General features: G+C 28.1%; 18 protein-coding genes. 5 read left to right on the top strand and 13 right to left on the bottom strand.

The window, feature by feature from the left end; genetic code table 11:
• Positions 1-7 precede the first annotated feature (7 nt).
• From ABXT63_RS05815 to cyoE, 3 genes are read left to right on the top strand one after another with little or no spacing between them, the layout of a single operon-like run.
• Positions 8-343, top strand: a complete 336-nt coding sequence (locus ABXT63_RS05815; RefSeq protein ID WP_415320633.1) for a cytochrome C oxidase subunit IV family protein — start codon at positions 8-10, stop codon at positions 341-343.
• Positions 344-348: 5 nt separating this feature from the next.
• Positions 349-612, top strand: coding sequence for a hypothetical protein (locus ABXT63_RS05810; RefSeq protein ID WP_415320632.1), 264 nt, complete (start codon positions 349-351; stop codon positions 610-612).
• A gap of 31 nt (positions 613-643) precedes the next feature.
• Positions 644-1,543 carry a heme o synthase gene (gene cyoE / locus ABXT63_RS05805; protein WP_415320631.1) on the top strand — a complete coding sequence of 300 codons (900 nt, stop codon included), beginning with the start codon at positions 644-646 and terminating at the stop codon, positions 1,541-1,543.
• Between the two features lie 35 nt (positions 1,544-1,578).
• Here the strand turns inward: cyoE and ABXT63_RS05800 are convergent, their stop codons facing one another.
• The gene (locus ABXT63_RS05800) at positions 1,579-1,824 is read right to left on the bottom strand and encodes a DUF1467 family protein (RefSeq protein WP_415320630.1); all 246 of its coding nucleotides are present in this window, start codon (positions 1,822-1,824) and stop codon (positions 1,579-1,581) included.
• Positions 1,825-1,994: 170 nt separating this feature from the next.
• Here ABXT63_RS05800 and thrC point away from each other — a divergent pair, with 170 nt between their 5' ends.
• Together thrC and ABXT63_RS05790 are read left to right on the top strand one after the other, a co-directional pair.
• Positions 1,995-3,374 (top strand): threonine synthase, encoded by a 1,380-nt coding sequence (gene thrC / locus ABXT63_RS05795; RefSeq protein WP_415320629.1) that lies wholly within the window; start codon positions 1,995-1,997, stop codon positions 3,372-3,374.
• Positions 3,371-3,856, top strand: a complete 486-nt coding sequence (locus ABXT63_RS05790) for a peroxiredoxin (protein WP_415320628.1) — start codon at positions 3,371-3,373, stop codon at positions 3,854-3,856. The genes thrC and ABXT63_RS05790 overlap by 4 nt, the downstream gene beginning before the upstream one ends.
• Here ABXT63_RS05790 and rnhA read toward each other — a convergent pair.
• The 12 genes from rnhA to ABXT63_RS05730 are packed head-to-tail and all read right to left on the bottom strand — an operon-like array spanning position 3,848 to position 12,868.
• Positions 3,848-4,273, bottom strand: coding sequence for a ribonuclease HI (rnhA, locus tag ABXT63_RS05785; RefSeq protein ID WP_415320627.1), 426 nt, complete (start codon positions 4,271-4,273; stop codon positions 3,848-3,850). The genes ABXT63_RS05790 and rnhA overlap by 9 nt on opposite strands.
• Positions 4,273-5,241, bottom strand: a complete 969-nt coding sequence (locus ABXT63_RS05780; protein WP_415320626.1) for a homoserine kinase — start codon at positions 5,239-5,241, stop codon at positions 4,273-4,275. Before ABXT63_RS05780 ends, rnhA begins: the two co-directional genes overlap by 1 nt.
• On the bottom strand, positions 5,242-6,186 hold the full coding sequence (gene ispH / locus ABXT63_RS05775) for a 4-hydroxy-3-methylbut-2-enyl diphosphate reductase (protein WP_415320625.1): 945 nt from the start codon (positions 6,184-6,186) through the stop codon (positions 5,242-5,244).
• Entirely contained in the window at positions 6,176-7,111 is a 936-nt protein-coding gene (locus ABXT63_RS05770) for a Brp/Blh family beta-carotene 15,15'-dioxygenase (protein ID WP_415320624.1), read from the bottom strand. The genes ispH and ABXT63_RS05770 overlap by 11 nt, the downstream gene beginning before the upstream one ends.
• Before the next feature lies 1 nt (position 7,112).
• Positions 7,113-8,183, bottom strand: coding sequence for a lycopene cyclase family protein (locus tag ABXT63_RS05765; RefSeq protein ID WP_415320623.1), 1,071 nt, complete (start codon positions 8,181-8,183; stop codon positions 7,113-7,115).
• Positions 8,170-9,021, bottom strand: a complete 852-nt coding sequence (locus ABXT63_RS05760; protein WP_415320622.1) for a phytoene/squalene synthase family protein — start codon at positions 9,019-9,021, stop codon at positions 8,170-8,172. The genes ABXT63_RS05765 and ABXT63_RS05760 overlap by 14 nt, the downstream gene beginning before the upstream one ends.
• Complete coding sequence (crtI, locus tag ABXT63_RS05755; protein WP_415320621.1) at positions 9,021-10,478, bottom strand: phytoene desaturase family protein; 1,458 nt, start codon at positions 10,476-10,478, stop codon at positions 9,021-9,023. Before crtI ends, ABXT63_RS05760 begins: the two co-directional genes overlap by 1 nt.
• Positions 10,479-10,517: 39 nt before the next feature.
• Positions 10,518-11,015 carry an ATPase gene (locus tag ABXT63_RS05750; protein WP_415320620.1) on the bottom strand — a complete coding sequence of 166 codons (498 nt, stop codon included), beginning with the start codon at positions 11,013-11,015 and terminating at the stop codon, positions 10,518-10,520.
• Complete coding sequence (locus ABXT63_RS05745; RefSeq protein ID WP_415320619.1) at positions 11,005-11,595, bottom strand: F0F1 ATP synthase subunit B; 591 nt, start codon at positions 11,593-11,595, stop codon at positions 11,005-11,007. The genes ABXT63_RS05750 and ABXT63_RS05745 overlap by 11 nt, the downstream gene beginning before the upstream one ends.
• Positions 11,596-11,600: 5 nt before the next feature.
• Positions 11,601-11,828, bottom strand: coding sequence for a F0F1 ATP synthase subunit C (locus ABXT63_RS05740; RefSeq protein ID WP_006997791.1), 228 nt, complete (start codon positions 11,826-11,828; stop codon positions 11,601-11,603).
• Positions 11,829-11,846: 18 nt separating this feature from the next.
• Positions 11,847-12,581: a F0F1 ATP synthase subunit A gene (locus tag ABXT63_RS05735; RefSeq protein WP_415320618.1), complete on the bottom strand. Its 735-nt coding sequence runs from the start codon at positions 12,579-12,581 to the stop codon at positions 11,847-11,849.
• An 11-nt stretch (positions 12,582-12,592) separates the two neighbouring features.
• Positions 12,593-12,868 (bottom strand): AtpZ/AtpI family protein, encoded by a 276-nt coding sequence (locus ABXT63_RS05730; RefSeq protein ID WP_415320617.1) that lies wholly within the window; start codon positions 12,866-12,868, stop codon positions 12,593-12,595.
• Positions 12,869-12,874: the final 6 nt, after the last annotated feature.

Genomic DNA, 12,874 nt, shown 5'->3' with positions numbered 1-12,874 from the left:
TAAAATTATGGAAGAAACACAAAACAAAGACCAAACATCAACTCAAAAGATAGGAATTTACCTTTGGATTTGGGGGCTTTTATTTGTACTAAGTTTTTTTTCGTACATGGTTGATTGGTTTGCATTCCAAGGACTATTGAGATGGTCATTAATTTTAATATTTATGTTTCTAAAAGCTGGTTTAATAATGGCTTTCTTTATGCACTTATTTTGGGAGCGGTATGCCCTAGTTAATGTTCTTTTGTGGCCAATGACAGCAATAGCTTGTTTTATTGGGCTTATGGCGGCAGAAGCAAAATACACAGTTTTTACAAGATTATTATATTTTATTACTGGAGGATAAACTTTATGACGGGATACACTGTACTTGCTGGGGCTTTAATATTTTTTTTACTTTTTATTTATGCAACATGGTTTGGTACTCAATTAAAATTAGAGAAGCAAAAAGACAAAGGCCCCACAATTACAATTAATCCATATGACAATATGTCTCTTAGTAGAAGATTTATTGATAAAAAAAATAAACAAATTGGAATTTTTGATTTAGGAAATCATATTCTTATTATTGGAATGGTATCAATTTTAGTGTTTATTTTATTAAATGTAGAATAGGCACATCATATCTGATAATTGTTTAACCAAAATGATTAGAAAAAAAACTATCTCTCTAGATTTTAATGAATTAATTAAATCTTTATACCTATTGATGAAACCAAGAGTAATGTCTCTTGTTATATTTACATGCGCCGTTGGCCTTTTAACCTCCAATTCAAATATAGGCATTATGGATGCTATGATAGGCATAACTTTAGTTGCCTTAGGTGCAGGAGCGGCTGGATGTTTAAATATGTGGTACGAATCAGATTTAGACGCACTCATGACAAGAACATGCTTAAGACCAATTCCCACTGGTAAAATCAATAGAAAGCAAGCACTTACTTTTGGAGTGTTGCTGTCAGTTATTTCAGTTATAGCATTAAATTATTTTTCAAATTTTTTATCAGCATCTTTGTTATTATTTACAATATTTTTTTATCTTTTTGTCTATACAATATGGCTAAAAAGAAAAACACCACAAAACATTGTTATTGGTGGAGCTGCTGGTGCATTACCACCTGTTATCGGGTGGACTATAGCAACTAATACAATTAGTTTAGAGCCATTAGCATTATTTTTAATAATTTTTATTTGGACACCTTCGCATTTTTGGGCATTGAGCTTATATAAAGCTGATGATTATAAAAAAGCAAAAATTCCAATGTTACCTTTAACAGATGGCATTGAAAAAACCAAAGTATACATTCTTGTTTATTCTTTATTAATGCTACCTATCATCATTTTTCCATATTGGATTAATTTTTCAGGTTTAATTTATTTGATTCCGGCATTAGTTATTACAATTTATTATAATTTTATTTGTTTTGACTTATATCAATATAAAAAAAATAAATTTGATTTAAAGAAAGCAAAAAAAGTCTTTGGTTACTCGATTTTGTATCTATTTTTAATTTTTGTATTACTTTTAATAGATAGTCTGATTTAAATTTTTTGACTCAAAATTTTGCGGTATAATATTTTTTAACTGATTATACCTGTTAAATCTAAATATTCATATTTCATCAATAAGCAAATTATTGTGAAAATAATAGTCGTAATACCAATGGAATAAAAAGTCTTTTTAAGAAGTTTAGGATTTTCAGGTGCTCCAATCTCATTTGCTGGGATTAAAAATTTTCTATTTCGATTAACATCTATTGGTAATATAGAAAAAAATACCACTAACTGAATAATTAGATACATTGTAACTAGTCCAATTGTACTCAATTTACCCCCTATATATTTACTCTTAAAGGGTATATAATTTAACTTAAAGTTAAAAGATAATAAGTCATTAATTTACAATTATATTCTTAACTAGTTTATATTTGTAAGATGATTTTTATTAGCCAATTTTTCACAATTAATATATTTATATTTTAAAAGAAATTCACTAGATGAAATATATAAGCACCAGAGATAACTCAAAAGAACATAGCTTTGAACAGGTATTTATCAAAGGGCTTGCAGATGATGGAGGCTTGTTTATTCCAAAAGAGATTAAAAAATACAGTGCTGAACAAATAAAGACATTAAGTAACTTGAGTTATCAGAACTTAGCAAAAGAAATAATATACCCATTTATAGGTGACTTTATGACAGCAAATGAGTTGTCAGATATTGTTGAAAGATCATATTCTGTATTCAGAAAAGATAACGTCGTAGATTTAATTAAATTGGGTGATACAACGATTTTAGAGCTGTTTCATGGTCCAACACTAGCCTTTAAAGATATTGCAATGCAATTATTAGGAAACTTCTATGAACATTACTTGAAAAAAAATAATAAAAATATAAATGTTGTAGTTGCAACATCTGGTGATACAGGTGCTGCAGCAATTGATGCAATTAAGGGAAAAAAGAATATGAATATATTTGTTCTTCACCCTCATGAAAAAGTTTCACTCGTTCAAAGAAAACTAATGTCGACAGTTAAAGAAAAGAATGTCTTTAATATAGCGATTGAGGGTAACTTTGATGATTGTCAAAATTTAGTTAAATCAATGTTTGCAGATAAAGAATTTTCTAACTCAATTAATATGTCTGGAGTAAATTCAATAAATTGGGCAAGAATTATTGCACAAGCTGTATATTATTTTTATACATACTTCCAAGCACAAGACAAAAAACCTATTAATTTTTCAGTACCAACAGGAAACTTTGGAGATGTATATGCTGGTTACCTATCAAAAAAAATGGGTTTACCAATAAACAAATTTGTAGTTGCAACTAATAAAAATGACATTTTGCATAGAGCAATTTCTAATGGAAACTATGAGGTAGAAAGTGTTTCTGAAACAAACTCACCAAGTATGGATATTCAAATCGCCAGTAATTTTGAAAGGTTAATTTATGATTTAAATAATTGTGATGATGATGAAACAAGCAAAATCATGCATGGAATTAAAGAAAAAGGTAAATATATTATTTCAAAAGATAAAATGGAAAAAATAAATAAAGATTTCTTATCAGCGAGTATGAGTGAGAAAGAAATTTTAGAAACCATTAAAGAAGTTCACATTAAATATGATATTGTACTAGATCCTCATAGTGCAATAGGATTTGGATCTTTAGATAAAGTAAATTTAGAAGGTAATAATATTGTTTTAGCTACTGCACATCCATGCAAGTTTCCTGAAGCTATAGATAAATCGATTGGAATCAAATCTGAATTACCTGATGAACTAAAGTATGTTATGGGTGAAAAAGAAAATTATGATATTATTTCAAATAATCTAAGTAAAACTCAACAATACATTAAGGAAAAAATAAAATGAGATTAAAAGAAAATGAAACAATACCTAATTCTGAATTTTTTATAATGGAAGATGGAAATCCTGTTAAGAAAAATACTTTTGAGTTTTTTAAAGATAAGAAGATAGTTTTATTTGGTTTACCAGGGGCCTACACATCAGTTTGTTCGGCAAAACATTTACCTGGTTACGTTGATCGTCATGGTGAATATAAAGCAAAAGGTGTAGATTTAATAGTCTGTATCTCAGTAAATGACCCATTTGTAATGGAAGCTTGGGGCAAAAGCCAAAATGTTACAGATAAAGTTTTAATGATGGCTGATCCATTTTTGAGTTTTACGAAAGCAATAGGTGCTGATGTTGATAAAAGTACCCGAGGGTTAGGTGTAAGATCAAATAGATACACAATGCTAATAGACAATCTTAAAGTAATTAAATTGCAAGAAGAAGAAGATGCTGGTGCGTGTGAAGTTTCGGCTGCCCAAAATTTTTTAAATTTAGTTTAATTCTGCAGCTTGTTTAGCTAATAAATCAACTTCTTCATTTAGAATATTTCCAGCATGAGCCTTAACCCATATCCATCTAATTTCATGAGATTTGTTTAATTCATAAAGCTGAGTCCAAAGCTCTTTGTTTTTTACTGGTTCTTTTTTAGAAGTTAACCAATTATTTTTAATCCATTTATGTACCCAATCAGTAATACCTAATTTCACGTACTGAGAGTCTGTATAAATTTCAATTGGTTGCTGCTCTTTTATTTCTTGAAGGGCTTTAATTGGAGCCATTAACTCCATCTTATTGTTAGTTGTGTCTTTTACGCTTCCACTAATTTTTTTAATTTTATCATTAATGTTAATGATTGCAGCCCAACCTCCATTCCCAGGGTTTTTTAAACAAGAGCCATCAGTATAAATTTTTATCATTATTTATAATAATCTTTGTAGTTATTCAGATTATTATGGACAATTAGTTTTTGAAAATATTCATTAGGTTCCTTGATCTGAATTAGCGCGGTTTTAGGTGTGTTAAAATAATCATAAATTCTAGTTAGCAGGTATCTTAAGGCTGCTCCTCTGCATAATATATTTAATGAGTCTTTCTCTTTTTTTGAAATAGTTCTTATAGTTTCATATCCATCAATTAAGTGTTTAATTTTTTTATTATTCATCATAAAAGAATCTCTTTTTTTATCAAAACATAAAGCGTTTATACAAATTGCAATTTCATACATTAGATAGTCATTGCTTGAAAAATAAAAATCTATAAATCCAGAAAATTTATTTTTATTAAAGAAGATATTATCTATAAATAAATCTCCATGAATAATTCCACTTGGTAATTTTTTTGGCCATTGATTTTTAATATCTTTTAAGCACACATTAAGAGTAGATTTTAGTTTTGGAGCTATTTTATTAGATGTAAATTTTATACTTTTTAATAAATCACCTAATTTATTAATAGACATAGAGTTTTGTCTATATAGATTTATTTTAGTTCCAACTTTGTGGAATTTTGCAATATTTTTTCCAATATCAAAACAATTTTTATAATTAAGATTTGCCTTATCTTTTCCCTTTAAAAAAGTCACAATACTAGCAGGTTTATTTTGTATTTTACTTAAGTGCTTATTAGCATTGTTCTTTAACGGTTTTGGACAAATAATTTTTTTTTGATTTAGTTTTTCCATTAAGTTCATAAAAAAAGGTAAATCCTTTTTCTGAACTCTTTTTTCAAAAATAGTTAAAATAAATTTTTTTGTATTTGTTTTTAGTAAGTAGTTTGTATTTTCTATTCCTTTTTTAATTCCTTCAGATTTTATTATTTTTCCCAATTTATAATCTCTACTTAGAGATAGAATGTCTTTACTATTTATTTTAGTGTATACAGCCATCTAATTTAATTTTGCAGGAGCTTTAAAAACAATATTTTCTTTGATAATTTCAACTTCTTCAATTTTTATTTTAAAATTATCTTTCAATTTATTAATGAAATTTTCAACAAGAACTTCAGGCGCTGATGCACCAGATGAAACACCGATTGTTTTACAATTTTGTATTTTTTCAAAAGGAATTTCACTTTCAGAGTGAATTAATTCAGCATGTGGGCAGCCAGTTTGTTCTGCTACCTCAACTAAACGAACTGAATTTGATGAATTTCTACTTCCTAAAACAAAAAACATATCGCATTGCTTTGCAATATTTTTAACAGCTGATTGACGATTAGTGGTTGCATAGCAAATATCTTCTTTAAATGGTTCTTTAATTTGTGGAAATTTTTTTTTAAGAGCTTTTATTATATTTTTAGTGTCATCAACTGACAGAGTTGTCTGAGTAACATATGCAATTTTTTTATTATCATCCAATTCATATAATTCAACATCATGCTCATCTTGAATCAAATCAATCGTATTTTCTGGTAATTGCCCCATAGTACCGATAACTTCTGGATGATTCTTATGACCTATAAGAACAATATGGTAACCAGCTTTGTGAAGGTTTTCTGCTTCTCTATGAACTTTTGAAACAAGAGGACAGGTAGCATCTATGTATTCCATATTATAGCCATTAGCTTCTAGAGGTACTGATTTTGGTACACCGTGTGCAGAAAAAATTACTGGTCTAGTTTTATCTTCAACCTCTTCTAACTCTTCAACAAAAATTGCACCTATTGCCTTAAGACTATCCACTACATGTTTATTGTGAACTATTTCATGTCGCACATAAACTGGTGCACCATATTTTTTTATACTTTTTTGAACTATTTCTATTGCTCTTTCAACGCCAGCACAAAAACCTCTTGGAGCAGATAACAATACTTTAATTTCTCTATTTTTCATTTTTTTCTAAAAGATACTCAAGCAATATATGAGGAAAGGTTAAAGACGCCAAACCAATAAATATAACTTTTAATATTGCATCATTTAATTGGTAGAAATTAGAAAGGAAATATAAGCTTATAACATAAAAAATAGCAGTTAAAACTGTAAGTGGCATAGCTTTTTTTATAAAAGTTATAGCACCAACTTTAAAACTATTTTCATTTAGCTCTGTTATCAGTGAAATTGTATGTCGAAATGAATGTAGGAAACAAAAGTATATTGTAAAGGCAATTAGTGGAGTTAAAAAATAATTCAGAACAATAATTGAAAAAAAATCTAAAAATATCAAAATGTTTATAATTTTAAAATCTTTCAAAAAGTAATAAATGCTAGATAGTAAAGAAATAGATAAAGCAAAAAGCAATATATTGTTATCTTCAATAAAGTTTAAGAACAAATAAAACTTTTCATTTTCTATTAAAAGTAATTTAAAAATATTAATTGTTTCAACGAAGTGAAACATTAAGGGTGAAATTATAATTAGAGATCCTTTAAAGAAATAAAGAATTAGATTTGATACATTTTTATTATTTATCAAAAATTCTGTATCTTCTTTCCCAAAATGATATGAGGCAACTACTAAAAAAAAAATAAGAGACACGGTTGGAAAAAATAACCAAAATATGATGATACTGATCCCAATAAGAGAATATATTAAATAAAAAAAATAAGATTTTTTTACATTATATAATTGGCTAAGTTTTTTACCTTTTCGATCGTCTAGAGCACCATGTGAAATTCCAATTGTAAGAATAAGAAATAAACATACCACTGGAGAGATAATTAAGTTTTCGAATTGATTAACAGCCAAAGCAATGAAGCATGAAAAAAGAAAAAAAATTATTGAATGATAGAAATTAATTTTATTTATTAGACTATACATTTTATTTTAAAAGGGCTTTAATGAATAACCATTTTTTAGCTGTTTTAAGAATTATAAATAAATCTTGAAAAATATTACTCTTATTAGATAGAAATTTAATTACAGTTTCAGGAGAGTTATCAAACATTTTGAAAAATATATTTGGCATTTGGTTGGCATGATTATTTAAAACTCTTAAAAATATCTTATCTAGAAATTGATATTTTTTTTTAATTTCAAATCTTCTTATTTTATCAATATTATCAATATTTTCTCTTATGAATCTGCTATGCTCTTGAATATTCAAAAAAGTGTACCCAGTACTTAATCTAGTCATATGTCCTGCGGTACCTATATTTATTTTATTTTTTTCATTAATATTTGATGGATAAAAAAGTGGTATAGCACCATTTTCTTTATAATTAATTTTGTAATTTTTAATATTTAGATGATTTTCAATGTAATTTTTTAATTGCTGATCATAATCCATTTCCAGATTATTATTCATTTTAGATAACCATGTAGTTTCAACCATAGCCTTATTTTTACTAAAAGGTAGTGTGTAAAAGAAATGAACACTTTCATATTGTTGACAATCAAAATCCATTAAATTCATTATCTTTTCATCAAAAACATCTTTAGTAGTCTCGATCTCAATACCCTTAAAGTGTTGCCAAAGCTGATTTTCGTTAGATTCTATTGAAGGAACACTATTGAAAACAAGCGAGTTATTTAAGCTTACCTCATTAATATTTTTATAAAATTTAATATTCAGATTTTGTTTTAGTAGGGAGTTTATTTTTTTATAGAATAGTCCACTATCAATTGATTGATAAGGTAGCTTATTACATTCTAAGAATTTAGTTTTATTGGGTATATTTATAGAAAAATTATCCCAACTTTTTTTAACACAATCTTCAAAACCATGACTTGTTGTTTTCCAGAAAGACCAAGTCTTATCCCTTTTGTACTCTAATCTAGGCTCAATAATTGCTAATGTTTTATTTTTGAGTTTATTATGAGCTTCTAATTCGTATGCCAAAGATAACCCAGCACAACCACCACCAATAATTATATAATCAAATTCTTTCATTTAAATCTATTTCCTCACTAACTAAAAAGTGTTCATTATTCATATAACCACTTTTTTGTTTTGTTACAAAAAGTGTCACTAAGTCAAATATAGAAAGAATTGTTTGATAAATTTTTGTAAAATTATTTACATAAATCTTACCTGCTTTATTATAATTCTCTATATTCTTTGTTTTTAAAATTTTATCACCTATTTTCTTGTAAACTCTTCTTGCTACAAGTATTGCAAATCTAAACTTAAAGGGTATTTCCTTTATCGCTATAAAAGAGCTTTTATAAAACAAATCAGCTAAAGCCAAGGTGTCACTTATTGTCTTAAAATCATTCTTAATATAAAATCTATTAATCTTTGAGTCCTCCACAACATCTCTAGATATATTTGTTAGTTGCATTGCAATACCTAAATCTATGGCAGCTTTCATTGAATTGTCATCTTTAACATTTAAAATTTTTGCCATCATCAGACCTACTGTACCAGCAACTCTGTAAGAATAAATCAACAAATCTTTTTTACTATTTAATTGAACTTTTTTATTTAAATCTGATTCAACACCATCAAATAAATCTTCAATAATCTTTATTGAAATTAAATGATGATCCATAAGATCCCACATATTTTTAATAATTGTGTTATTAAATTCCTTATTAATAAAATTATTTTTAAAAACTAATAAATTTTTTTTTTTAATGTCTAATTCACCGTCATCATCTGCAATATTATCTACAGTTCTGCAAAAATCATACAGAGTAGAACATTTTTGGTAAGTTTTTTTTGGCAAAAAAAAACCAGCCCAATTAAAAGACTTTGCATAAATAGACAGGTAGTTTTTATTAGACATTATATAATCTTATCTAAAACTTTTGCTGACGATAGCACTCCGGGTACACCTGCACCAGGATGTGTTCCAGCGCCAACAAAGTATAACCCTTCACAAATTTCTGATTTATTGTGAAATCTAAAATAAGCTGACTGAGTAAACTTGGGCTGTATAGAAAACCCAGATCCAAATTTAGTATTCAACTCTTTTTCAAAATAATCAGGTGTTAAGTAGAAGTCCTCAACTATGCTCTCTCTAAGATTTGGTAAGAGTGCCTTTTCCATTTTATCTATTACTAGGTTTTTCATCTTTTCACCTTCAATTTTCCAATCTAATTTAGATTGATTGTTCGGGACTGGAACTAGTACGTAGAAACAGTCATTTCCTTCTGGTGCCATAGATTTATCAGTAGCTGAAGGTCTATGTAGATAATAACTTATATCATTATTTAATTTTTTTTTATCAAATATATCATTTAGATGCTCTTTATACTTGTTCCCAAACTTAATTGTATGGTGTTCAACATCAGGGTACGTTTTTTTAGTACCAAAATAATACACAAATAACCCCATAGAATATTCCATCCTTTTTTGCTTCCATTCAAATAAAGAATTAGCTTTAGTTTGATTAAGAAGCTTTTCATAGACTGCTGGTGGGTCAGCGTTACATATTATATTATTTGCATTTATTTCTTTTTGATTATTTAATTTTACTCCTTCAATTTTATTATTTAATGAAATAATTTTTGTGACTTCTTGACCTTTAATTATCTCTATTCCTTCTTCAGTCATTAGCGTTTCTAAGCCTTTGATTATATTTCCAGTACCACCCATTGAGTAATGAATGCCCCATTTTTTTTCTAGATATAGTATCAATCCATAAATTGATGTTGTTGTAAAAGGGTTCCCTCCAACTAAAAGTGGATGCATACTTAACATACGCCTTAATTTTTCATTTTTAATGTAGGAAGACACTAGCGAATATACTGATTTATAACTTTTAAGCTTTAATAGAGCGGGTAACTGCTTCATCATAACCAAAGGTTTATCAAAGGGTACATCCGCAAGTTCTGTAAACCCTTTATCAAATATTTTTTTAGTAAATTTTACAAGCTTTTCATATCCCTTAACATCATCTACATTTATTTCTCTAATCTGTTTTTTCATTTTTTCTTCGTTACCAGAATAGTCAAACTTATTCCCATCTTCAAAAATAAATTGATACCAAATATTAAGAGGTGTAAGTTTTATATAATCCTCTGCTTTTTTATTAAAAAGTTCAAATAGCTCTTCAATTAAATAAGGTGCTGTAATCACAGTAGGTCCAGCATCAAATGTAAAACCATTTTTTTTGAATACTCTAGCTCTACCCCCAAGATCAGGGTGTTTTTCAATTAATGTAACATTATGGTTTTTAGCTTTTAATCTAAGAGCGGCAGCTATACCTCCAAAACCAGATCCAATAACAATAGATTTCATTTGGTTAATTTATAGTTTTTTTAAAAAATTGTAAGGGAATTATGAATTAATTTTTTTTAATGCAACTTTTGTTTCTTCTAAATTCCTATCAAACAAACTATCAAGTTTTGATTTGTCAACAGATGTATTAATAATCTTTTTAACCGATTCTACGGCAATTTTTATTGATACATCTTTTATTTCTTTAAGTGCAGCATCCTTCATTTGTATAATTTTATTTTGAGCTAAGTTTTTTTTGATTTCTGAAGATTTATGAAATTTATCATTCATTTCTATAATTAAACGGTCACTATCTTTTTTTGTCTGTTCTAAAATCTCTTTACCATCTGCTTGAGCTGTATCTAATTTATTTTGAGCCTTATCCAGTAGAATTTTTGCCTCTGATCTTAATTTTTCACTCTCATCAATTTCATTTTTAATATCTAAAATAAGTTTATTTAAAATTTCATTAATTTTTTGAGGTATTTTTAGGTAAACAAGCCCTCCAATAAAAATTATAAAAGATATTGCTACCCAAAAAGTTGCATCAATTGTCATAATATTTATCCATCTTCTTTCTTGATAAGTCATCAACAATTGCTGAGATGCTACTACTATTAACTTCTGTACCTATCAACTGATGTAGTAAATCTGCAGAAGTTTCTACAGCTATCTTATTAATTTTTTCAGGAGCTTTGTCCTTAAGTTCTTGAATTTCAGATTCGGCTTTTTGAATCTCTAAATTCAACTCTTTATTTAAGGCATCTTTTTTAAGATTGATATCTTTTAATAGTTTTTCTCTAGATTGTTTGAAGTAACTTTTAGCTTCGTTCTTACTATTTTGAACTAATTTTTGGTATTCTGCTATGTTCAGTTCGCTCTGTTCTCTTTGCTTCTCCGCTGCCTCAATATTCTCTACGATTTGTGATTTTCTTATCTCAAGGTTTGTACTAATTTTTGGAAGTATAAGTTTAGAAAGAACAACATATAATATTCCAAAAGTTATAGTTAACCAAAAAATTTGAGAAATCCAAAACTCAGGATTTAATTGAGGCATCCCTCCACTTTCAGCTGCAAAAGCTTCCATAAAAAATAGGAAGCTTAAAAATATCGACTGAAAAAATATTTTTTTAATCATTAAATTTAAAATGCAAATAAAATAATTAACGCAACAACTAATCCAAATAGACCAGTAGCTTCAGCTAAAGCAAATCCTAATAAAAGATTAGGGAATTGTTTTTGTGCTGCAGATGGGTTTCTCATTGCGCCAGAAAGGTAATTACCAAAAATAATTCCAATTCCAACACCGGCACCAGCTAGAGCTATTGCTGCTAGTCCTGCTCCGATCATTTTTGCTGCTTCTAATTCCATTATATCCTCCTATGTTAGTTAATGGTGTAAATTTAATGCATCATTTAAATAGATGCAGGTTAAGATTGCAAAAACATATGCTTGAAGAAAAGCAACTAGTATTTCCAAACCAGTTAGTGCAACCGAAAAACTTAGTGGAAGCCATCCACCAACTATTCCGAGGCTTATTACAAAGCCACCGAAAACTTTCATCATAGTGTGACCAGCCATCATGTTAGCAAACAAACGAACAGAAAGGCTTACAGGTCTACTTAAATAAGAAATAACCTCTATTACAACGATTAATGGTAGAAGAACCGCCGGTACTCCACTTGGTACAAATAATTTTAAATAGCCCAACCCATGTTTCATAAAACCAATTATTGTTACTCCAATAAAAATGAATGAAGCTAAAATGAAAGTGACAATGATGTGGCTAGTGACCGTAAATGCATAAGGGATCATACCAAACATGTTGCAGAACAATACAAACATAAATAAAGAAAAGATAAATGCAAAATATGGTTTTGCTTTAGAACCAGCTGTATCGCTAATCATCTTAGAAACAAAGCTGTAGCTTAACTCTGCCAGAAGTTGAACCTTATTAGGTAGTAATGAATTTTTTTTTGATCCTAGATTAAAAATTAATAATATCGCCAAAGAGCTAACGACCATAAACAAACTTGCATTTGTAAATGATATATCTATTACACCTAGTTTTATTTCTGGCCCAATTCTATAAACTTCGAACTGGTGCATTGGATTTGTTGCCATAATTTTTAAATCTATTCTTGCATCTTTTTTGCAGATCTGAATACATTTATGATACCAGCAACTACACCTACAAAAAAAAATATTAATATTAACCAAGGCTTAGTACCAAAGGTCTTGTCTAAAATAAACCCTATAATTGTCCCAACTGCTACTGCTGAAACTAATTCTGTGCTTAATTTGAATGCAGTTCCTATAGAGGAGGGTGGTTCCTTGTCATTATAAAGGTTTTTCTTAACAATTTTAGATTTTGCAATCTCTAGGCGAGTTTTAAGCGAATCTTTTGGCATTTGTTT

The sequence above is a fragment of the Candidatus Pelagibacter sp. Uisw_092 genome (assembly GCF_047729545.1).
Lineage (GTDB): Bacteria > Pseudomonadota > Alphaproteobacteria > Pelagibacterales > Pelagibacteraceae > Pelagibacter.
This window is presented reverse-complemented; position numbering and strand designations above follow the sequence as displayed.

Coding starts and splice junctions, on each gene's coding strand:
- ABXT63_RS05770 (WP_415320624.1), bottom strand. CDS start 7,111: ATGTATAGTCTAATAAATAAAATTAATTTCTATCATTCAATAATTTTT.
- ABXT63_RS05780 (WP_415320626.1), bottom strand. CDS start 5,241: ATGGCTGTATACACTAAAATAAATAGTAAAGACATTCTATCTCTAAGT.
- rnhA (WP_415320627.1), bottom strand. CDS start 4,273: ATGATAAAAATTTATACTGATGGCTCTTGTTTAAAAAACCCTGGGAAT.
- ABXT63_RS05815 (WP_415320633.1), top strand. CDS start 8: ATGGAAGAAACACAAAACAAAGACCAAACATCAACTCAAAAGATAGGA.
- ABXT63_RS05810 (WP_415320632.1), top strand. CDS start 349: ATGACGGGATACACTGTACTTGCTGGGGCTTTAATATTTTTTTTACTT.
- ABXT63_RS05760 (WP_415320622.1), bottom strand. CDS start 9,021: ATGTCTAATAAAAACTACCTGTCTATTTATGCAAAGTCTTTTAATTGG.
- cyoE (WP_415320631.1), top strand. CDS start 644: ATGATTAGAAAAAAAACTATCTCTCTAGATTTTAATGAATTAATTAAA.
- ispH (WP_415320625.1), bottom strand. CDS start 6,186: ATGAAAAATAGAGAAATTAAAGTATTGTTATCTGCTCCAAGAGGTTTT.
- ABXT63_RS05730 (WP_415320617.1), bottom strand. CDS start 12,868: ATGCCAAAAGATTCGCTTAAAACTCGCCTAGAGATTGCAAAATCTAAA.
- ABXT63_RS05745 (WP_415320619.1), bottom strand. CDS start 11,595: ATGATTAAAAAAATATTTTTTCAGTCGATATTTTTAAGCTTCCTATTT.
- ABXT63_RS05740 (WP_006997791.1), bottom strand. CDS start 11,828: ATGGAATTAGAAGCAGCAAAAATGATCGGAGCAGGACTAGCAGCAATA.
- ABXT63_RS05735 (WP_415320618.1), bottom strand. CDS start 12,581: ATGGCAACAAATCCAATGCACCAGTTCGAAGTTTATAGAATTGGGCCA.
- ABXT63_RS05750 (WP_415320620.1), bottom strand. CDS start 11,015: ATGACAATTGATGCAACTTTTTGGGTAGCAATATCTTTTATAATTTTT.
- ABXT63_RS05790 (WP_415320628.1), top strand. CDS start 3,371: ATGAGATTAAAAGAAAATGAAACAATACCTAATTCTGAATTTTTTATA.
- ABXT63_RS05765 (WP_415320623.1), bottom strand. CDS start 8,183: ATGAAAGAATTTGATTATATAATTATTGGTGGTGGTTGTGCTGGGTTA.
- thrC (WP_415320629.1), top strand. CDS start 1,995: ATGAAATATATAAGCACCAGAGATAACTCAAAAGAACATAGCTTTGAA.
- crtI (WP_415320621.1), bottom strand. CDS start 10,478: ATGAAATCTATTGTTATTGGATCTGGTTTTGGAGGTATAGCTGCCGCT.